At 65.4% G+C, this 20,073-nt stretch carries 17 protein-coding genes; 10 read left to right on the forward strand and 7 right to left on the reverse strand.

Features of this window, described 5'->3' with window-relative positions:
- Positions 1-105: 105 nt before the first annotated feature.
- Together AC4ELH_RS28590 and AC4ELH_RS28595 are read right to left on the reverse strand one after the other, a co-directional pair.
- On the reverse strand, positions 106-1,011 hold the full coding sequence (locus AC4ELH_RS28590; protein ID WP_064958052.1) for an SDR family oxidoreductase: 906 nt from the start codon (positions 1,009-1,011) through the stop codon (positions 106-108).
- A 21-nt stretch (positions 1,012-1,032) separates the two neighbouring features.
- A complete protein-coding gene (locus AC4ELH_RS28595; protein ID WP_064883715.1) occupies positions 1,033-1,815 on the reverse strand; it encodes an SDR family oxidoreductase in 783 nt (260 codons plus the stop codon).
- Positions 1,816-1,874: 59 nt separating this feature from the next.
- Here AC4ELH_RS28595 and echA20 point away from each other — a divergent pair, with 59 nt between their 5' ends.
- From echA20 to narI, 9 genes are all read left to right on the forward strand, one after another.
- Positions 1,875-2,630, forward strand: coding sequence for a (7aS)-7a-methyl-1,5-dioxo-2,3,5,6,7,7a-hexahydro-1H-indene-carboxyl-CoA hydrolase (echA20, locus tag AC4ELH_RS28600; protein ID WP_448445614.1), 756 nt, complete (start codon positions 1,875-1,877; stop codon positions 2,628-2,630).
- The gene (gene ipdA / locus AC4ELH_RS28605) at positions 2,627-3,514 is read left to right on the forward strand and encodes a cholesterol ring-cleaving hydrolase subunit IpdA (protein ID WP_448445612.1); all 888 of its coding nucleotides are present in this window, start codon (positions 2,627-2,629) and stop codon (positions 3,512-3,514) included. The genes echA20 and ipdA overlap by 4 nt, the downstream gene beginning before the upstream one ends.
- A complete protein-coding gene (gene ipdB / locus AC4ELH_RS28610; protein ID WP_498888179.1) occupies positions 3,511-4,260 on the forward strand; it encodes a cholesterol ring-cleaving hydrolase subunit IpdB in 750 nt (249 codons plus the stop codon). The genes ipdA and ipdB overlap by 4 nt, the downstream gene beginning before the upstream one ends.
- Positions 4,261-4,263: 3 nt before the next feature.
- Positions 4,264-5,334, forward strand: coding sequence for a (3aS,4S,5R,7aS)-5-hydroxy-7a-methyl-1-oxo-octahydro-1H-indene-4-carboxyl-CoA dehydrogenase (gene ipdC, locus AC4ELH_RS28615; protein WP_064958057.1), 1,071 nt, complete (start codon positions 4,264-4,266; stop codon positions 5,332-5,334).
- Between the two features lie 118 nt (positions 5,335-5,452).
- On the forward strand, positions 5,453-6,124 hold the full coding sequence (locus AC4ELH_RS28620; protein WP_498888181.1) for a class I SAM-dependent methyltransferase: 672 nt from the start codon (positions 5,453-5,455) through the stop codon (positions 6,122-6,124).
- A 328-nt stretch (positions 6,125-6,452) separates the two neighbouring features.
- Complete coding sequence (locus tag AC4ELH_RS28625; RefSeq protein ID WP_498888183.1) at positions 6,453-10,127, forward strand: nitrate reductase subunit alpha; 3,675 nt, start codon at positions 6,453-6,455, stop codon at positions 10,125-10,127.
- Between the two features lies 1 nt (position 10,128).
- A complete protein-coding gene (gene narH, locus AC4ELH_RS28630; RefSeq protein WP_064883727.1) occupies positions 10,129-11,733 on the forward strand; it encodes a nitrate reductase subunit beta in 1,605 nt (534 codons plus the stop codon).
- Positions 11,730-12,425 carry a nitrate reductase molybdenum cofactor assembly chaperone gene (narJ, locus tag AC4ELH_RS28635; protein WP_064958060.1) on the forward strand — a complete coding sequence of 232 codons (696 nt, stop codon included), beginning with the start codon at positions 11,730-11,732 and terminating at the stop codon, positions 12,423-12,425. The genes narH and narJ overlap by 4 nt, the downstream gene beginning before the upstream one ends.
- 60 nt (positions 12,426-12,485) lie before the next feature.
- Positions 12,486-13,229: a respiratory nitrate reductase subunit gamma gene (narI, locus tag AC4ELH_RS28640; RefSeq protein ID WP_064883731.1), complete on the forward strand. Its 744-nt coding sequence runs from the start codon at positions 12,486-12,488 to the stop codon at positions 13,227-13,229.
- A 3-nt stretch (positions 13,230-13,232) separates the two neighbouring features.
- Here narI and AC4ELH_RS28645 read toward each other — a convergent pair whose 3' ends face one another.
- The 5 genes from AC4ELH_RS28645 to AC4ELH_RS28665 form a co-directional block, all read right to left on the reverse strand.
- Entirely contained in the window at positions 13,233-13,868 is a 636-nt protein-coding gene (locus tag AC4ELH_RS28645) for a DUF1345 domain-containing protein (RefSeq protein WP_055117862.1), read from the reverse strand.
- Entirely contained in the window at positions 13,868-16,165 is a 2,298-nt protein-coding gene (locus tag AC4ELH_RS28650; RefSeq protein WP_498888186.1) for an FdhF/YdeP family oxidoreductase, read from the reverse strand. The genes AC4ELH_RS28645 and AC4ELH_RS28650 overlap by 1 nt, the downstream gene beginning before the upstream one ends.
- A 70-nt stretch (positions 16,166-16,235) precedes the next feature.
- Complete coding sequence (locus AC4ELH_RS28655) at positions 16,236-17,210, reverse strand: cation diffusion facilitator family transporter (RefSeq protein WP_498888188.1); 975 nt, start codon at positions 17,208-17,210, stop codon at positions 16,236-16,238.
- 84 nt (positions 17,211-17,294) lie between these two features.
- Complete coding sequence (fadA6, locus tag AC4ELH_RS28660; RefSeq protein ID WP_498888190.1) at positions 17,295-18,443, reverse strand: steroid 3-ketoacyl-CoA thiolase FadA6; 1,149 nt, start codon at positions 18,441-18,443, stop codon at positions 17,295-17,297.
- On the reverse strand, positions 18,443-19,063 hold the full coding sequence (locus tag AC4ELH_RS28665; protein ID WP_498888192.1) for a TetR/AcrR family transcriptional regulator: 621 nt from the start codon (positions 19,061-19,063) through the stop codon (positions 18,443-18,445). Before AC4ELH_RS28665 ends, fadA6 begins: the two co-directional genes overlap by 1 nt.
- Before the next feature lie 98 nt (positions 19,064-19,161).
- Between AC4ELH_RS28665 and AC4ELH_RS28670 the strand changes: the two genes are divergently transcribed.
- The gene (locus AC4ELH_RS28670; protein WP_498888194.1) at positions 19,162-20,028 is read left to right on the forward strand and encodes a helix-turn-helix transcriptional regulator; all 867 of its coding nucleotides are present in this window, start codon (positions 19,162-19,164) and stop codon (positions 20,026-20,028) included.
- Positions 20,029-20,073: the final 45 nt, after the last annotated feature.

Consider the following 20,073-nt stretch of genomic DNA (forward strand, 5'->3'; position numbering starts at 1 on the left):
CAATACCGAGCCCAGGCCCTTGCCGCTTAAGCTCCAAACGTCAGTGTCCAACTTTCGGGGACCACTTCAGATTTGGGGCAGCTTTGTGGCTGTTCGGCGAGAGAACTACGCGCCGTAAACGGGAACCGCGGGACGAGCCTTGGCCAGCAGGTCGTTGACGACGGGGCCCAGCTCGGCCGGATCCCACTTCGCGCCCTTGTCGATCTGCGGTCCGTGAGCCCAGCCCTCGGCGACGCGGACCTTGCCGCCCTCGATCTCGAACACCTTGCCGGTGACGTCCTTCGACTCGACGCTGCCCAGCCACACCACCAGCGGCGAGATGTTCTCCGCAGCCATGGCATCGAACGCGTCGTCCTGGGTGGCCATCATGTCGGCGAACACGGTCTCGGTCATCCGAGTCCGGGCCGAAGGCGCAATGGCGTTCGCGGTGACGCCATAGCGGCCCATCTCGGCTGCGGCAACCAACGTCAGCGCGGCGATGCCGGCCTTGGACGCGCTGTAGGTGGCCTGCCCGACGCTGCCCTGCAGACCGGCACCGGAACTGGTGTTGATGATGCGCGCGTCAACGGTCTCGCCCGCCTTGGACTTGGCCCGCCAGTACGCGGCGGCGTGCTTCATGGTGGCGAAGTGCCCCTTGAGGTGCACGGCGGTCACGGCGTCGAACTCTTCCTCGGTGGCGTTGGCGAACATCCGGTCGCGCACGATGCCGGCGTTGTTCACCAGGACGTCGAGCGTGCCGTAGGTGTCGACAGCCTGCTGGATCAAGGCCTCGGCCTGGCCCCAGTCGGCGACGTTGGAGCCGTTGGCAACGGCTTCGCCTCCGGCGGCGACGATCTCGTCGACCACGTTCTGCGCGGCGCTGCCGCCGCCGGCCGGCGAACCATCCAGGCCGACCCCGATGTCGTTGACCACGACACGGGCACCTTCTGCGGCGAACGCGAGCGCGTGCTCACGCCCGATACCGCCACCGGCGCCCGTCACGATGACCACGCGGCCGTCGAGCAATCCCATTGTCATGTCTCCTTTTTCGAGTTACTTGATGTCGGCGGTCGTGGTGGAAAGGTAGTGCGGTGGCTCGCCACCACCGTGCACCTCCAACGACGCACCGCTGATGTAAGAGGCGGCCGCGGACGACAAAAATGCGGCGGCCCAGCCGATATCGGCCGGCTTGGCGAGACGCCCCAGTGGCACATTCCGCGAAATGGCAGCGATCGAATCGGCGTCGCCATAGAACAATTCGGACTGCTCGGTCTCGACCATCCCGACCACCACCGAGTTCATCCGGACCTTGGGCGCCCACTCGACGGCCAACGTGGAGGTGAGGTTGTCGATGCCGGCTTTTGCCGCTCCGTACGCGGCCGTCCCCGGGGTGGGCCGGTGGCCGCTGACGCTGGAGATGTTGACGATGGTGCCGCCCGAGTCCTGCTTCTGCATCACAGCGTTGGCATGGGTGGACACCGAGAGCGCGCCGATCAGGTTGAGCTCGATGATCTTGGTGCTGAACTTCGCCGACGCATCGGCGGCCAGCACGTAGGGCGAGCCACCGGCGTTGTTGACGACGGCATCCAAACGACCGTGCTTCTCGACGATCGCGTCGATGAGCGACTTCACCGAGTCGTCATCCCGGATGTCGCAGCTGTGGAATTCGTAGGGCAGTCCCTCGACCGGGCGGCGTGCGCAGGTCACCACAGTGGCGCCCTGACCGGCAAAAACCGCGCTGATTCCAGCGCCAACCCCTCGCACTCCGCCGGTCACCAGGACCACCTTGCCGGTCAAACCCAAATTGATGGCACCAGCTTCTGGCGTATCGGTCACTGTGCTAGCGTACCAAGCAAGTGCTTGCTTAGGTAGCGACCCCTCTAGGAAGTGGATTGATGACGATCACCACCAAGACAGTCGAGCCGGGCATCGTCTCGGTCACCGTCAACTACCCGCCCGTCAACGCCGTCCCCTCGGCCGGCTGGTTCGAACTCGGCGACGCGATCACCGCGGCGGGCCGCGACCGCAGCACCCACGTGGTGATCCTGCGGGCCGAGGGCCGTGGCTTCAACGCCGGCGTGGACATCAAGGAAATGCAGAACACCGAGGGCTTCACCGCGCTCATCGACGCCAACCGCGGCTGCTACCACGCGTTCAAGTCCGTGTACGAGTGCGAGGTCCCCGTCGTCGCGGCGGTCAACGGATTCTGTGTGGGCGGCGGAATCGGCCTGGTCGGCAACGCCGACGTGATCGTGGCCTCCGACGACGCCAAGTTCGGCCTCCCCGAGGTGGAGCGCGGCGCGCTCGGTGCCGCCACTCATCTGTCCCGCCTGGTCCCGCAGCACCTGATGCGCCGGCTGTTCTTCACCGCCGCCACGGTCCCCGCCGAGACGCTGCACCACTTCGGTTCCGTCCACGAGGTCGTGCCCCGCGAGGAACTCGACGAAGCAGCCCTGCGCGTCGCCCGCGACATCGCCAGCAAGGACACCCGGGTGATCCGGGCGGCCAAGGAAGCTCTGAACTTCATCGACGTGCAGCCCGTGAACGCGCGCTACCGGATGGAGCAGGGCTTCACCTTCGAACTCAACCTGTCCGGTGTGTCCGACGAGCACCGTGACGCCTTCGCCGGAACTGACAAGGGGTCGAAATGAGCGATAAGCGAACAACTCTCGACGAGGCGGTCGCTTCGATCGAAAGCGGGATGACCATCGGCATCGGCGGCTGGGGATCCCGGCGCAAGCCGATGGCCTTCGTCCGCGCCCTGCTGCGCACCGACGTCAAGGACCTGACCGTCGTCACCTACGGCGGACCGGATCTGGGCCTGCTGTGCTCGGCCGGCAAGGTCAAGCGCGTCTACTACGGCTTCGTGTCGCTGGACTCGCCGCCGTTCTACGACCCGTGGTTCGCCAAGGCCCGCACCACCGGCACGATCGAGGCCCGCGAGATGGACGAGGGCATGCTGCGCTGCGGCCTGCAGGCTGCCGCCCAGCGGCTGCCGTTCCTGCCGATTCGCGCCGGACTCGGCAGCGACGTCCGCACCTTCTGGGGTGACGAGCTCAAGACCGTGAAGTCGCCGTATGAGACCGACGGCGCCTACGAGGAACTGATCGCGATGCCCGCGCTGAACCTCGACGCGGCCTTCGTGCACATGAATCTCGGTGATGCCCAGGGCAATGCGGCCTACACCGGCATCGACCCGTACTTCGACGATCTCTTCCTCATGTCGGCCCAGCGCCGCTTCCTGTCGGTCGAGCGCGTGGTGTCCACCGAGGAACTGGTCAAGGCTGTTCCGACGCAGGCCCTGCTGATCAACCGGATGATGGTCGATTCCGTGGTGGAGGCACCGGGCGGCGCCCACTTCACCACCAACGAACCCGATTACCGGCGCGACGAGAAGTTCCAGCGCCATTACGCAGAGGCTGCAGGCTCCGACGAGACCTGGGCCGAGTTCGTCAAGACGTACCTGTCCGGTAGCGAGGCCGATTACCAGGCTGCCGTTCGGAAGTTCAAGGAAGATCAGGAGGCCAGCAAGTGATTGCCGTGACCCGTGCCGAGGTGTGCGCCGTCGCCTGCGCCGAGCTGTTCCGCGACGCCGGCGAGATCATGGCCAGCCCGATGACCACCGTCGTCCAGATCGGCGCCAGGTTGGCCCGGCTGACCTTCTCCCCCGACATCGTGCTCACCGACGGAGAGGCCCGGATCCTGGCCGATACCCCGGCGATCGGCGCCCCCTTCGCCGTCGAAGGCTGGATGCCGTTCAACCGGGTCTTCGAGACCCTGGCCTGGGGCAAGCGCCACGTGGTGATGGGTGCCAACCAGATCGACCGCTACGGCAACCAGAACCTGTCGGCGTTCGGCCCGATCCAGCATCCGACCCGGCAGATGTTCGGAGTCCGAGGCGCACCCGGCAACAGCATCAACCACGCCACGAGCTACTTCGTCGGCAACCACTCCAAGCGCGTGTTCTGCGACTCGGTGGACATCGTCTCCGGAATCGGCTGGGACAAGATCGATCCGGAGAACCCCGCGTACCGGTTCGCCAACATCTACCGCGTGGTGTCCAACCTGGGCGTGTTCGACTTCAACGGCCCCGACCATCAGATGCGCGCGGTGTCGCTGCACCCCGGGGTCGATGCCCAGCAGGTGGCCGACAACACCTCCTTCGAGGTGCACGGCCTCCAGGAGGCCGAGACCACCCGGCTGGCCACCGAGGATGAGCTCAAGCTCCTGCGCGAGGTCATCGATCCGAAGTCGTTGCGCGACAAAGAGGTCAAGGTCTAAAGAATGGGCAAGCTCAAGACTCCGCTGACCGAACTGGTCGGCATCGAGCATCCCGTCGTGCAGACAGGAATGGGCTGGGTGGCCGGTGCACGACTGGTCGCCGCAACCTCCAATGCCGGCGGGCTGGGCATCCTGGCGTCAGCGACGATGACGCTCGAAGAGCTCCAGACCGCCGTCACCAAGGTCAAGGCCGCCACCGACAAACCCTTCGGCATCAACATGCGGGCCGACGCGGGCGATGCCGGTGCGCGCGTCGACCTCCTGATCCGCGAAGGAGTCAAAGTCGCCTCCTTCGCTCTAGCTCCGAAGCCCGAGCTGATCGCCAAGCTGAAAGACGCCGGCGTCGTGGTGATCCCATCGGTCGGTGCGGCCAAGCACGCCAAGAAGGTGGCCGGTTGGGGGGCCGACGCGGTGATCGTGCAGGGCGGGGAGGGCGGTGGCCACACCGGTCCCGTCGCGACGACGCTGCTGCTGCCCTCGGTGCTCGATGCGGTCAAGGACACCGGTATGCCGGTCATCGCGGCCGGCGGTTTCTTCGACGGCCGCGGCCTGGCTGCCGCGCTGTCCTATGGTGCGGCCGGAGTGGCGATGGGTACCCGGTTCCTGTTGACCTCGGATTCCACTGTTCCCGACGCCGTCAAGGAGCGTTACCTGCAGGCCGCGCTGGATGGCACCGTGGTGTCCACCCGTGTGGACGGCATGCCGCACCGGGTGCTACGCACGGGCCTGGTCGAGAAGCTGGAGAGCGGTTCGCGAGCACGCGGTTTCGCCGCTGCGATCGGTAACGCCCAGAAGTTCAAGAAGCTCTCCGGGATGACGTGGCTGTCGATGGTGAAGGACGGCCTGGCCATGCGGCACGGCAAGGAACTCACCTGGTCGCAGGTCGTGATGGCGGCGAACACTCCGATGCTGCTCAAAGCCGGCCTGGTGGAGGGCAATACCGGCGCCGGTGTGCTGGCCTCGGGACAGGTGGCGGGCATCATCAACGACCTGCCGTCGTGCGCCGAGCTGGTCGAGAAGATCGTGGACGACGCCGTCGCGCACCTGCAGTCCGCGTCGGGCTACATCCAGTAACTCACCTGCCGAGCACACACAAAACTGCCCTTTCTCGCACGAGAAGGGGCAGTTTTGGTGGGGGCCCCTCCCGCTTGCGGGGGACTGCTCACGGGAGAGCGCGGGGCACAGTGGATGAATGGACATCCGTCGCGTCGAGCACCCGCTGGTGAGGCACGCCGCCGAAGCACTACACGCCTTCAACAGCAGGCACCCGTGGAGTCACAACGACCATTTCCACGGTTGGATCCTGTCGAACCTGCCCCGACATCGCGACATGGCGATCGATGTCGGGTGCGGACAGGGCGGCCTGGTTGCTCAACTGGCCGATCGATTCACCCACGTTCGCGGTACGGATCGCGACGCGGGGATGCGTGCCGAAGCGGCCCGTCGTTGTGCCGCGCTGAGCAACGTCACGATCGACGACAGCCAACTGGACCAGCTCGACGGGCCGGTCGATCTGGTCACCATGGTGGCGGTGCTGCACCACCTCGACATCGAGCAGGCGCTGACGCAGATCAAACGCTTGCTCGCCCCCGGCGGGCGGTTCCTGGTTGTCGGATTGGCCGCCCCGGTCTCGATTCGTGACACGGCATGGGATCTGGCGTCCGCGGTGACGAACCCGCTCATCGGACTGGTCAAACATCCGCGGCCGGTGCCCGGGGGTACCCAACCCCCGACGTTCCCGGTCCGGGATCCCGAGCTCAGCTTCGATGAACTTCGATCAATCGTCGTGCGGGTCATGCCCGGCGCGACGATGCGTCGTCGGCTGGCCTTCCGGCACACGATCTGCTGGACGAAGCCGGGTTGAGCCGCCCCAACACTGTCCGCCGCGCAGGAACCGAATGGGCCCCGACGGATTGTTACCGCGGTGATAAATCATCGGGCCCGGCAGGCGGTGTGAACCGCCGTCGTCCAATGCGCCAACATGCCGTACTTTGGCCGCCGATCCGCCGATCACCGCAGGTGAAAGCGCAGTTCAAGACATCATCGCCGGCTGCTGATATGACTACCGCGTTCCCGTGAAATAACTTGCGCGTTAACGCGGTTTCACAGCGCCGGCGACCCCTCGGTGCGTTCTTTTGACGGCCTCCGCAACCCTCCTACGCTCATGAATCAACAGCGTCCAGGGAGGTTTCGTGGTCGATTCACGTGCAGGCGGCACACCACCCGGTGATGCTTTGCTGCGACTGGGCAAGTACTTTCACCGCGGCGAGATTTCCGACGATCAGCGAACCCTGCACAAGGTCGGCGGCCGCTCGGCTGACGACTTCTACCGGGACCGTTGGGCGCACGACAAAGTGGTGCGGTCGACCCACGGCGTCAACTGCACCGGATCCTGCTCGTGGAAGATCTACGTCAAGGACGGCGTGATCACGTGGGAGTCACAGCAGACCGACTACCCGTCGGTGGGCGCCGACAAGCCCGAGTACGAGCCGCGGGGATGCCCGCGCGGTGCGTCGTTCTCGTGGTACACGTATTCGCCTGCGCGCGTTCGCTATCCGTACGTTCGCGGCGTGCTGCTGGAGTACTACCGGGAGGCCAAGGAGCGCCTGAAGGACCCCGTGCTGGCTTGGGCCGACATCGTCGAGGATCCGGAAAAGTCGAAGCGGTACAAGACCGCCCGCGGCAAGGGTGGATTCGTCCGCGCCGAGTGGTGGGAGGCCGCCGAGATCGCCGCCGCGGCCCACGTCCACACCGTCAAGAAGTACGGACCCGACCGCGTGGCCGGGTTCTCGCCGATCCCGGCGATGTCGATGGTGAGCCACGCGGTCGGTGCCCGGTTCATCTCGCTGCTCGGCGGGTCGATGCTGTCGTTCTATGACTGGTACGCCGACCTGCCGGTGGCCTCGCCGCAGGTGTTCGGGGACCAGACCGACGTGCCCGAATCGGCGGACTGGTTCGACGCGGGCTACCTGATCATGTGGGGCTCCAACGTCCCCGTCACCCGAACTCCTGACGCGCACTACATGACCGAGGCCCGGTACCGGGGCCAAAAAGTGGTCGTGGTGTCTCCGGACTACGCCGACAACACCAAGTTCGCCGACGAATGGCTACCCGCCCGCCCCGGTACCGATGCGGCACTCGCCATGGCGATGGGTCACGTCATCCTCAAGGAGTTCTTCGTCGAGAGGCAGACGCCCTACTTCACCGACTACGTCAAGAAGTACACCGACCTGCCGTTCCTGGTCACTCTCACCGAGCGCGACGGACGGGTGCTCCCCGGAAAGTTCCTCACCGCAGCCGATCTCGGCGGCGAGTATGCGGACACCGAAGCCGCCGAATCCAAAACCGTCCTCCTGGACCAGGCCGGGCGGCCCGTGGTGCCCAACGGCTCGCTCGGGCACCGGTTCACCGCGTCCGGCGAGGGCCACTGGAACCTCGACCTCCAGGGTGTCCACCCGATGCTGACGCTGCTCGGCAACCATGACGACACAGTTACCGTGGCCCTGCCCCGGTTCGACTGCGACAAGCCCGGAGTCCTGGAACGCGGCGTTCCCACGAGAACCGTTGCCGGACAGCGCGTGACGACAGTCTTCGACCTGATGCTGGCGCAGTACGGGGTGGCCCGCGACGGCCTTGACGGGCAGTGGCCGTCGGGCTACGACGACGCCTCCGAGCCCTACACCCCCGCGTGGCAGGAAGAGATCACCGGCGTTCCCGCCCAGGCCGCCGAGCGTATCGCCCGCGAATTCGCCGACAACGCCGAACGTTCCAAGGGCCGCTCGATGATCCTGATGGGCGCGGGCACCAACCACTGGTTCCATTCCGACCAGATCTACCGGTCGTTTCTCACGCTGGTCATGCTCACCGGCTGCCAGGGGGTCAACGGCGGCGGCTGGGCACATTACGTCGGCCAGGAGAAGTGTCGGCCGGTCACCGGTTGGTCCACACTGGCTTTCGGCGCAGACTGGCAGCGTCCGGCCCGTCAGATGCAGGGCACCGTGTTCTGGTATCTGGCGACCGACCAGTGGCGGTATGACCCGTTCACCTCGGAGGTGATGGCCTCGCCGCTGGCCAAAGGCCAGTTCGCGGGCCGCACGGTGGCGGACAGTATCGCCCTGGCCAGCCGCCTCGGCTGGATGCCGAGCTACCCGACCTTCAGCCGCAACCCGCTGGATCTCGCCGACGAGGCCACCCGGATGGGCAAGGATGCGGCGGAATACGTTGTGGACGGACTGAAGTCGGGTCATCTGCAGTTCGCCTGTGAAGATCCCGACGCCCCGGAGAACTTCCCGCGCTGCCTGACGGTGTGGCGGTCGAATCTGCTGGGGTCGTCGGCCAAGGGCAACGAGTACTTCCTCAAGCACCTGCTCGGGACCGACTCCGCGGTCGCCGCGCGCGACGAGGACGGTATCCGCCCGCAAGAGGTGCGCTGGCGCGACGAGGCGCCGGTGGGCAAGCTGGATCTGCTGCTGTCCCTCGATTTCCGCAATACCAGTACGACGCTGTTCTCCGACATCGTGCTGCCCGCCGCCACCTGGTACGAGAAGCACGACCTGTCCAGTACCGACATGCACCCGTTCGTCCACGCGTTCTCGCCGGCCATCTCACCGCCGTGGGAGACCAAGACCGATTTCGATGCGTTCCACCGCATCGCCCGCGGCTTCTCCTGGCTGGCCGAGAAGCACCTCGGCAAGCGCAAGGACATCGTGGCCATGCCGTTGCAGCACGACAGCGCGGACGCCACCGCGCAGCCCGGCGGTCGCGTGCTGGACTGGAAAGCCGGTGAGTGCGAACCGATTCCCGGTAGGACCATGCCCCGGCTGGTCATGGTGGACCGCGACTACCCGGCCATCGCCGAGAAGATGGCGGCCCTGGGGCCGATGGTGGAAACCGTCGGCCTCACCACCAAGGGAGTGACCACCCACCCCGACGCCGAGGTCGAGTACCTGCGCGGTGTCAACGGCGCGGTGGTCAGCGGTGTCGCGATCGGACGCCCGTCGTTGGCCAAGGACACCCACGCCGCCGAGGCCATCCTGGCGCTGTCGGGCACCACGAACGGACGCCTGGCGGTCGAGGGTTTCGAGGCGCTGGAACGCCGCACGGGAACCGAACTGGTGGACCTGGCCAAGGAGAGCGAGGGCAAGCGGATCACGTTCGCGGACACCCAGGCCCGGCCGGTGCCCGTCAACACCTCGCCGGAATGGTCCGGCTCGGAGACCGGCGGGCGACGCTACTCCCCCTTCACCATCAACACCGAACGGCTCAAGCCATGGCACACGCTGACCGGCCGGCAGCACTTCTATCTGGACCACGACTGGATGAGTGAGCTCGGCGAGCAACTGCCCACGTTCCGGCCGCCGCTGGACATGACGGCGCTCTTCAACGAACCCAAGGTGGGCGATACGAGCGGCGGCATCACGGTGCGCTACCTGACCCCGCACTCCAAGTGGTCGATTCACTCTGCATACCAGGACAACCTGTACATGCTGACCCTGTCCCGCGGCGGTCAGTGCATCTGGATGTCGGACGTGGACGCGGCCAAGATCGGGGTCAAGGACAACGACTGGATCGAGTGCACCAACCGCAACGGCGTGGTCAATGCGCGGGCCATCGTCAGCCACCGCATGCCAGAGGGTCTGGTGTTCATGTACCACGCTCAGGACAAGGCCGTCGACGTGCCGCGCACCGAGAAGAACGGCAAACGAGGCGGTATCCACAACGCGCTGACCCGGATCATGATCAAACCCACCCACCTGATCGGCGGGTACGCGCAGCAGTCCTTCGCCCTGAACTACCACGGGCCTACCGGAAATCAACGCGATGAGGTCACCACGATTCGTCGCCGCTCGCAGGATGTGGAGTACTGACATGAGAGTCATGGCGCAGCTCGCGATGGTGATGAACCTCGACAAGTGCATCGGCTGCCACACCTGCAGCGTCACCTGCAAGCAGGCGTGGACGAACCGTAGCGGTGTCGAGTACGTCTGGTTCAACAATGTGGAAACTCGCCCAGGACAAGGCTATCCGCGCCAGTACCAGGACCAGGAGCGCTGGAAGGGCGGCTGGACGCTGAACAAGCGTGGCAAGCTCACCCTGAAGTCCGGCTCCCGGTTCAAGCGGTTGCTGAACATCTTCGCCAACCCGGACCTGCCCACGGTGTCCGACTACTACGACCCGTGGACATACGACTACGAGAACCTGCTGTCGGCGCCGGCCATGGACACCACGCCCGTGGCGCGGCCCAAATCTCTGATCACCGGACGCGACACCAAGGTCACCTGGGGCGCCAACTGGGACGACGACCTGGGCGGCGGTCCGGAACAGGTGGGCCGGGACCCGTTGCTGGCCAAGGTCGCCGAGATATCCGACAAGGTCAAGCTCGAGTTCGAGCAGACCTTCATGTTCTACCTGCCGCGGATCTGTGAGCACTGCCTCAACCCGGCCTGCGCTGCAGCGTGTCCCTCCGGCGCCATCTACAAGCGCTCCGAAGACGGCATCGTGCTGGTGGATCAGGACAAGTGCCGAGGCTGGCGCCAGTGCGTCACCGGGTGTCCGTACAAGAAGATCTACTTCAACCACAAGACCGGCAAGGCCGAGAAGTGCACGTTCTGCTATCCGCGCGTCGAGGTCGGTATCCCCACCGTGTGCTCGGAGACCTGTGTGGGGCGACTCCGCTACATCGGCGTGATGCTCTACGACGCGGACGCGGTGCTGGAGGCCGCTTCGGTCACCGACGACAAGGACCTCTACCCGTCACAGCTCGGTGTGTTCCTCAATCCGCATGACCCTCGGGTGGTGGCCGAAGCCGAGCGGGCCGGTATCTCCCCCGAATGGATTGAAGCGGCGCAGAACTCACCTGTTTACCGGCTGATCGTCGACTATCAGGTGGCGCTGCCCCTGCATCCGGAATACCGGACCATGCCGATGGTCTGGTACGTGCCGCCGCTGTCGCCGGTGGTAGACATCCTGAAGGAGACGGGCCACGACGGCGAGAACAAGAACAACCTGTTCGGCGCCATCGACACGCTGCGCATCCCGGTCGAGTACCTCGCGGAGTTGTTCACCGCGGGCGAGGTCGGCCCGGTTCGGGCTTCCCTGCAACGACTGGCGGCCATGCGCGCCTACATGCGGGCGGCCAATCTCGGCGAGGAGTTCGACGAGACCATCCCGGACTCGGTGCGATTGAGCGGCGATGAGATCGAGGCGATGTACCGGCTGCTGGCCATCGCCAAGTATCAGGACCGTTATGTCATCCCGACCGGCGCCGGGTCGGACGCCCACCGCCTCGACGCCCTGGCGACCGGTTGCAGCCTCGACGGAGACGGTGGTCCGGGAATGACCGCTTACGACACCATGGTGGACAAGTTCCACCTGACCCACACCAATGATGCTGTTCCACAGGGTGATCCAACGCGGGTCAACCTGCTCAACTGGGACGGCCGGAGCACAGACGGGTTGTTGCCGACCACATGAAGCTACTCACCCTCGGCCGCAGAACCGGTACAGGTTCGGCCCTGTCCGAGCGCCAGCAGCGACTGGTGTGGCGCATCGCCGCACTGTTGCTCGACTACCCCACGGCCGAGACGGCCGATCTCGTCGACCAGCTTGCGACTGCCGCAGCGGAACTGCCGGACCCGGCTCGGGTGCCGCTGACGGAGTTCCTGCATCAGTTCGACGGAACAGATCCGATGCGGCGGGCGTCGAACTATGTCGAGACGTTCGACATGCAGCGGCGCAGCAGCCTGCATCTGACCTACTACGCCTACGGCGACACCCGGAAACGCGGCATGGCCCTGCTGCGGTTCAAACACGCCTACCGCCAGGCGGGCCTGGAGGTCGGTGACCTGGAGAATTCCGAGCTCCCCGACTACCTGCCCATGGTGCTCGAGTTCGCCGCGACGGTCGATCAGATCCAAGGTGAGCGGCTGCTGGCCGAACACGTCCCGGTACTCGAACTGTTGCGGCTGTCCTTGCAGGACAACGGGTCCTACTACGCCGGCCTGCTGGCCGCCGTCCTTTCCACACTGCCGCCGGTGAACAGCGCCGATCGCCGCCGTATCGCGCAGCTCGCCGCCGAAGGACCGCCCGATGAGGATGTCGGTCTGGACCCGTTTGCGATGGACCCGATGACGATGGATGTGAGTGGACCCGGGGCGCGCCGATGAGCGCTTGCGCGAAGAGGAGAACACACCGATGAGCGCTTGCGCGAAGAGAGAAAGACTGCAATGAGCAACGTGTTGTGGATGACCCTGCCCTACATCGCCTTCACCTCGTTCGCACTCGGGCACATCTGGCGTTACAAGGCCGACCAATTCGGTTGGACCACCAGGTCTTCGCAGATCTACGAGAGCAGGCTGCTGCGACTGGGCAGCCCGCTGTTCCACTTCGGCATCCTCGGCGTGCTCGCCGGGCACGTTGTCGGCCTGCTGATCCCGCAGTCGTGGACTTCAGCGGTCGGTGTCTCCGAGCACGTCTACCACCTGATGTCGGTGAGCATGGGGTCGGTGGCCGGGGTGGCCGTCGTCGCCGGAGTGGCGATCCTGCTCTACCGCCGGGTCACCGTCCCGGAGGTGCGTACCGCGACCACCCTCAACGACAAGGTGATGTATCTGCTGCTGGTCGGGGCGCTGGCGACCGGGATGCTGAACACCCTGACCAACGTGTTCTCGACGTACAACTACCGCGAGACGGTGTCGCCGTGGTTCCGCAGCTTGTTCACGCTTCATCCGGCGCCGCAGTTGATGGCGGAAACGCCGTGGACGTTCCAGGCGCATGTGCTGATAGTGCTTGCCCTGCTCGGGTTGTGGCCCTACACCCGGTTGGTGCACATGTTCAGCGCACCGATCGGCTATCTGGTCCGACCGTTTGTGATCTACCGCAGCCGCGACCCGCAGCGGGCCGGGAAGAACCGCTACGCCAAGGCCTGGGTGACGCCACAGGCACCGCCCCCGCGCAGCCGTTGGGTGTGAACCTCAGCTGGACACGATTCCGACGACCAGGTTGATCGTCGTCGCGAGGATGACGGTGCCGAACAGATACGACAGAAGGCAATGCCGCAGCGCCACGCCACGAATCGTGGTGTCGGTGACGCTGGTGTCAGACACCTGGTATGTCATCCCGAGGTTGTAGCTGAAGTAGAAGAAGTCCCGGAATGCCGGTGGGTCGTCGGAGTTGAAGTCGATACCGCCCACCGCCGGCGTGTAGTAGAGCTTCGCGTAGCGCGCCGCGTACATCAGGTGCATGCCGGCCCATGCCATGAAAACGCCGGCCAGGGCGGCCGTTGCCGCCGTCGGATCGCTGTGCGAACCGCCGTGTACGAGCATGAAGACAATGCTGACCAGGGCACCGACCGCGGCCGCCACGATCACGAGTTCCTCGACCACCGGGTTGAAGGCCTCCTGATGTGCGTGATGATGCGTGGCCTCGGCGTCCATGGGCCACAGCAGTATCCAGCCTGCGAGCACGAAAACTGCTCCTGTTGAGGCGATCCCGACCAGCAGGCCGAGCGGAGTGTCGGTCAACGCACCGGTGAGGGTTCCAGCGCCGATTCCGATGATCACCGAACCGCCGAGCCGCCCGGGCGCCGACAGCAACCTGGACGCGCGCATCAGGCGGAGCGTTCCACAGTCACCTTGACATTCTTCATGATGGGCTGATTGCTCTGCGTGCTGAAATCGCCGATGGCACACAGGACATTCATCTCGGGCATGTACCCGGCCGCGTTACCACGGGGAATGCTGTACGGGATGGCCTTGTAGCGCCGCAACGATCGGGTGCTGCCGTCGCGCGCGGTGGCGACGATGTCGACGTCGTCGAATTCGTGGATCCCGCGGTCGGCCATGTCCTGTTCATTCATGAAGACCAGCGTGCGCAGGTTCTTGACGCCGCGATAGCGGTCGTCGTCGGAGTAGATGGTGGTGTTCCACTGATCGTGCGATCGCACGGTGGCCAGGATCAAGGTGCCGGGCGTGGTGCTGTCGTCGGGCAGTGTGGCCGCCGAGAATTCGGCCCGACCGGACGGGGTCAGGAAGATCAGTTCCCGCGCGGGCTGCTTGATGCGGAAGCCCAGTGGGAGTCGCACCCGGCGGTTGAAATCCTCGAAACCGTTGAGCACCTTGGCCATCGTGTCTCGGATCCGGTCGTAGTCCTCTACGTACCAGCTCCACGGCGTGCTGCTGGAGGGCAGCGCGGCCCGCGCGATCCCGGCGATGATCGCCGGTTCCGACATCAGGTGCGGTGAGGCGGGTTTCTTCATCCCGACCGAGAGATGCACCATGCTCATCGAATCCTCGACCGAGGTGGACTGCACCCCGGCCTTCTGGTGATCCTTTTCGGTACGGCCCAGGCACGGCAGGATCAGTGCCCGGCGACCGTGGATCACATGACTACGGTTGAGTTTGGTGCTGACCTGCACCGTGAGATCGCATTTCTGCAGGCCCGCGTAGGTGTACGTGGTGTCCGGGGCGGCACTGGCGAAGTTGCCGCCCATGCCGACGAACACCTTGACCTCGTCGCGGTGCATGGCCTCGATGGTGCGCACGGTGTCCATCCCATGCTCGCGCGGCGGCTCGATTCCGCACACCTCGGCGAGCCGGTCGAGGAAGGCTGCACTCGGTCGGTGGTCGATCCCGCAGGTGCGGTTGCCCTGCACGTTGCTGTGTCCGCGCACCGGGGACGGGCCGGCGCCTTCGCGGCCCAGATTGCCGCGCAGCAGAAGCAAATTGACGATCTCCCGCACACTGTCCACACCGTGTTCGTGCTGGGTGACGCCGAGGCACCAGCTGATGATGCTGCGGTCGGCGTCGCTGTAGATCTTGGCCGCCTTGCGGATATCGGCTTGGCGCACACCGGACTTGTATTCGATCTCGTCCCATGAGGTGGCGTCGCACACTGCGCGGTAGTTCTCGAACCCCGCGGTGTAGCGGGCGATGAACTCCGCGTCCAGTGCCTTGGCATCGGTTTCCGCTTGTTCCAGAACCGCTTTCGCGATTCCGCGGATGAGCGCCATGTCCCCGCCGATCCGGGGTTGCAGGTTCAGCGTGCTGGTCCTGGTGGACTTGAAGGTGGCCATCCGCAGAAAGTCGTGCGGGATGATGGTCTTGGTGGCGCCGGCCTCGACCAGCGGGTTGATGTGGATGACCTGCGCACCCCGGCGATAGGCCTCGGCCAGCGCGGTGAGCATGCGTGGCGCATTGGACGCGGCGTTGACACCGATGATGAACAACGCGTCCGCAGTCTCCCAGTCCTGCAGGTCGACGGTGCCCTTGCCGGTACCGAGCGACGCCGTGAGGGCTCTGCCACTGGCCTCGTGGCACATGTTGGAACAGTCCGGGAGATTGTTGGTGCCGAGCTCGCGGGCCATCAGCTGGTACAGGAACGTGGCCTCGTTGCCCAGCCGGCCCGAGGTGTAGAACGCGGCTCGGTTCGGGTCGTCCAGATCCGCCAGGGCCTTGCCCACCAGGTCGAACGCGGCACGCCAGCTGATCGGTTCGTAGTGATCGGTCTCGGAGTTGTACACCATCGGTTCGGTCAGCCGGCCCTGGTCTTCGAGGGCGAAATCGCTCCACGCCGCCAGTTCGGAGACGGTGTGCCGGGCGAAGAAATCCGGACCGCAGCGTTTATGGGTCATCTCCCACGTGACGTGTTTGATGCCGTTCTCGCAGATGTCGAGTTTGAGGCCCTTGATGTCGTCGGGCCAGGCGCAGCCCGGACAGTCGAACCCGCCGTCCTCGTGGTTCATCTTCATGATCGCGCGGGGGCCGTCGATCGGCTCACGCTCGCGGATCAGGAACTCGGTGACGCTCTTCGCCGCACCCCATCCGGCCGCCGGGTGATGGTAGGGGTGGAACTCCGGTTGCTCATGCCACTCGGCATCTGTGCGCTGCTCGGTGCCCCGGTCAGTCATGGGTAAAGTCTGCGCGCAGGCAAACGCCCGCGTCCACGGTTTGGCCGCGTTTCGACGGCTCCGAGCTAACTCACAGGTACCAGTCGGGGAGTGGTTCTGGCCGCAACTCGGTCGTGTCGCCCGGGCGCGTGAGAGTCAGGACAGCGCGCACGATCTCCGGCCGGCTCTGCAGGGTGTCGGCGACCGCGTTGAGCCGCGCGGCGACATCGGATTCTGCCGCGTCACCGGTCAGGTCGACGGCTGCCACCAGGTAGATCCGGGCCGCCCCAACCCATTCCATGTGCAGGTAGCTGATCCGCTCGATGTCGGCGTGGTCGAGCAGGGCCCGCAACACGTTGTTCCGGGCGAGCGGGGTGGCCGCCTCCCCCGTCAGGAAGTCCATGTTGCGCCCGATGAGGAAGAGTGCGACGCACCCCAGCAGCACTCCCACCAGGATCGAGCCGATCGCATCCCAGACCACGTTTCCGGTGAGCTGGTGCGCGAGGATGCCGGCCGTCGCTATCGCGAGGCCGATCAATGCCGACAGATCCTCGGCGAACACCGCGCGCAACATCGGATTCGACGTGACCCTGATATACCGCAGCGGGTGGATCCGTCGCTGCACCGCACCGGTTTTCGTCTGGCGCAACGCCTGAGCGAACGAAGTGCCCTCCAACACGAATGCGATCCCGAGTACCGCGTAGGCCCATCCGTAGGACGTCGCCTCCCCCTCCCCACCGAGCGAGGTGACGCCGTGCCAGATCGACACCACCGAGCCTACGGTGAACAGCCCGAAAGCCGCGAACATCGACCAGATGTAGCTCGCCCGGCCGTAGCCCAACCGGTGTTGCGCATCGGCCGGCTTCATCGACTTGCGGGTTCCGATCAACAGGAACACCTCGTTGCCGGTGTCCGCCCAGGAGTGGGCGGCCTCGGCCAGCATCGAGGCGCTTCCGGTGACGACGGCAGCCACCGTCTTGGCAATCGCGATGAGCACGTTGGCACCGAGCGCGACGGCGACGGTCAGAGCACTCTCGTTGTCGGAGGTTGAACCGTCGGTGCTCATGACCCCACACCTACCCCTTGGTGGGCAGATACAAAAGCACCCCGAAACAATGTTGTTTCGGGGTGCCTTCGTTCAGCGGGAAATCTAGAGGCGCTCGATGATCGTGACGTTGGCGGTGCCGCCGCCCTCGCACATGGTCTGCAGGCCGTAGCGGCCACCGGTGCGCTCGAGGGTGTTGAGCATGGTCGTGAACAGCTTGGCACCGGTGGCGCCCAGCGGGTGGCCCAGCGCGATGGCGCCGCCGCTCGGGTTGACCTTCGCCGGATCGGCCTTGGTCTCCTTGAGCCAGGCCAGCACGACCGGCGCGAAGGCCTCGTTGATCTCGACGGTGTCGATGTCGTCGATCGACAGGCCGGTTTTCTCCAGCGCGTACTGGGTGGCCGGGATCGGGCCGGTCAGCATCATCACCGGGTCGTCGCCGCGGGCGCTGATGTGGTGGATGCGCGCGCGGGGCTTCAGGTTGTACTTGTTGATCGCCTCTTCCGATGCCAGCAGCACCGCGGCCGCACCGTCGGAGATCTGGCTGGCCAGCGCGGCGGTCAGCCGGCCACCCTCGACCAGCGGTTTGAGCGAGGCCAGCTTCTCCAGCGTCGACTCGCGCGGTCCCTCGTCGACACCGAAGTCACCGACCGGGACGATCTCGTTGTCGAAGTGCCCGGCCCGGATCGCGGCGAACGCCCGCTGGTGGCTGTTGTAGGCGAACTCCTCCATCTCCTCGCGGGAGATGTCCCACTTCTCGGCGATAATCTCCGAGCCGCGGAACTGCGAGATTTCCTGATCGCCGTAGCGGTGCAGCCAGCTCTTGGATTCGTTTGTGGGCGAGGTGAATCCGAACTCCTTGCCGACCACCATGGCCGAGGAGATCGGGATCCAGCTCATGTTCTGCATGCCGCCGGCGAGGATCAGGTCGGCCGTGCCGGACATGATGGCCTGGGCGCCGAACGAGATGGCCTGCTGGCTGGAGCCGCACTGCCGGTCGACGGTGACGCCGGGGACGGCCTCGGGGTATCCGGCGGCCAGCCAGGTCAGTCGGCCGATGTTGCCGGCCTGCCCGCCGATGGCGTCGACGCAGCCGACGATGACGTCGTCAACCGCACCCGGGTCGACGTCGTTGCGGTCGAAGATGGCGCGGAACGCGTGCACGCCGAGGTCGATCGGGTGCACCTGCGCCAGCGACCCGTTCTTCTTTCCGACCGGCGTACGCACCGCGTCGACGATGTATGCCTCAGGCATTACTTGTCTCCTTTGACAGTCGCGTTCTCCGCGGTGATTCCGCCGAGGACGATGGCGAGGTATTGCCGGCCGACCTCTTCGGCCGAAAGCGGTCCGCCCGGCTGGTACCAGCGGACCGAAACCCAGGTGGTGTCGCGAATGAACCGGTACACCAGGTCGACGTCGATGTCCTGACGGAACGAGCCGTCGGCGATGCCCTGCTGCAGGATGTCCACCCACATCTTGCGCTGTTCCCGGTTGCGCTCGTCGACGAAACCGAACTGCGGGATGTCGGAAAGCCGCTTGGCCTCGTCCTGGTAGATGACCACCTGCGCATGCCGGTGCTCGATCGCCTCGAACGAGGCCATGAACAGACCGGTGAGCCGACCCAACGGGCTGGTCTCCTGGTCGAGGATCTCCAGGTACCGGGCGAACAGCCAGTCGAGAAAATCCCGGAGGACCTCCTCGACCATCTGTTCTTTGGACTTGAAGTGGTGGTAGAGACTGCCTGACAGGATTCCTGCGGAGTCGGCGATATCGCGAACCGTCGTCGCCTTCAGTCCGCGTTCGGCAAACATCGTCGCGGCAAGGTCCAGCAGCTCGTCGCGTCTGCTCGCCGGTTGGGCGGGAGTGTCCCCCATCGCCCCAGCATAGCAACCAAGCGCTTGCTAGGTCACGTTCGGCCTGAATGCGACCAAATCGCCCTGAGCCGAAGATCGAGATGAATACAATCCCGCGCATGGCGTTGAAGCCGTGGGACGGCGATCGACCCATGACCCCGCGCACAATCCTGAAGCAAGACGTCGTCGCGGCCCGGGGCTTGTCCTTCACTTTCACCACCGAGCGGATATCCGCACCCACGGATTGGTGTGGCGCTGACGACGCCAACCACTGGTTGTACGTGTACCGGCACGGAACCATTCGCTCCGCGGAGATGCTGCTCGATTGGGGCCCCTCGGGCCGCCTTCCTCCCAGTCCCGGCGACATCTGGTGGAGGCCTGCGGGCGTCGCGTCGTCAGTGTTGATGCAAGGGGACACCGCGGGATACTGCGAGATCGCCATACCTGGTCGCGCGATCGGCGATCCGGTGCTGATCCCTCGAGTCAGGTACCGAAACCCCTTGATTCATCACTTGGTCGAAGAAATCGGGAGCGTTTCGGGCCGCGACGACACGGTGGCGCGGTTACTCACAGAGTCGGCCGCGGAGACGCTGCGACTACTGGTTGTCGACAGCCTCACAGTCGATCGTCCGCGCAAGCGGGCCGAGCGCGACACGTTGGATGCCAGGACCCAGTCGATGATCACCGAATACCTCAATGACAGTTTGGATTCTGAGATCAATTTGGACGCGCTGGCGCGGCTGGCCGCGATGCCGGTGGGCACATTCATCAAGGCATTCCGCCAGGCCTTCCACACGACGCCCTACCAATTCCTGTTGGATCGCCGGATCGATCAGGCCAAGACTCTGCTGTTGACAACCTCACTGTCGATCACGGAAATCTCGTCGGCGGTGGGTTTTTCGACTCCTAGTCACTTTGCCACCGCGTTCGGTCGTCGGGTGGGTGCCACGCCTCGCAAGTACCGACTAGACATCCCAGGACCGTAGGTCGTCAAGCAGCCTTGGTGTCGGGGTTAATGCGGCGGTGCCCCC

This window comes from Mycobacterium shunyiense, assembly GCF_058270075.1.

Excerpts from the sequence above, each read along its gene's own strand:
- AC4ELH_RS28590 (WP_064958052.1), bottom strand. The coding sequence starts at position 1,011 with ATGGGATTGCTCGACGGCCGCGTGGTCATCGTGACGGGCGCCGGTGGC.
- echA20 (WP_448445614.1), top strand. The coding sequence starts at position 1,875 with ATGACGATCACCACCAAGACAGTCGAGCCGGGCATCGTCTCGGTCACC.
- ipdA (WP_448445612.1), top strand. The coding sequence starts at position 2,627 with ATGAGCGATAAGCGAACAACTCTCGACGAGGCGGTCGCTTCGATCGAA.
- ipdC (WP_064958057.1), top strand. The coding sequence starts at position 4,264 with ATGGGCAAGCTCAAGACTCCGCTGACCGAACTGGTCGGCATCGAGCAT.
- AC4ELH_RS28620 (WP_498888181.1), top strand. The coding sequence starts at position 5,453 with ATGGACATCCGTCGCGTCGAGCACCCGCTGGTGAGGCACGCCGCCGAA.
- narH (WP_064883727.1), top strand. The coding sequence starts at position 10,129 with ATGAGAGTCATGGCGCAGCTCGCGATGGTGATGAACCTCGACAAGTGC.
- narJ (WP_064958060.1), top strand. The coding sequence starts at position 11,730 with ATGAAGCTACTCACCCTCGGCCGCAGAACCGGTACAGGTTCGGCCCTG.
- narI (WP_064883731.1), top strand. The coding sequence starts at position 12,486 with ATGAGCAACGTGTTGTGGATGACCCTGCCCTACATCGCCTTCACCTCG.
- AC4ELH_RS28645 (WP_055117862.1), bottom strand. The coding sequence starts at position 13,868 with ATGCGCGCGTCCAGGTTGCTGTCGGCGCCCGGGCGGCTCGGCGGTTCG.
- AC4ELH_RS28650 (WP_498888186.1), bottom strand. The coding sequence starts at position 16,165 with ATGACTGACCGGGGCACCGAGCAGCGCACAGATGCCGAGTGGCATGAG.
- AC4ELH_RS28655 (WP_498888188.1), bottom strand. The coding sequence starts at position 17,210 with ATGAGCACCGACGGTTCAACCTCCGACAACGAGAGTGCTCTGACCGTC.
- fadA6 (WP_498888190.1), bottom strand. The coding sequence starts at position 18,443 with ATGCCTGAGGCATACATCGTCGACGCGGTGCGTACGCCGGTCGGAAAG.
- AC4ELH_RS28665 (WP_498888192.1), bottom strand. The coding sequence starts at position 19,063 with ATGGGGGACACTCCCGCCCAACCGGCGAGCAGACGCGACGAGCTGCTG.
- AC4ELH_RS28670 (WP_498888194.1), top strand. The coding sequence starts at position 19,162 with ATGGCGTTGAAGCCGTGGGACGGCGATCGACCCATGACCCCGCGCACA.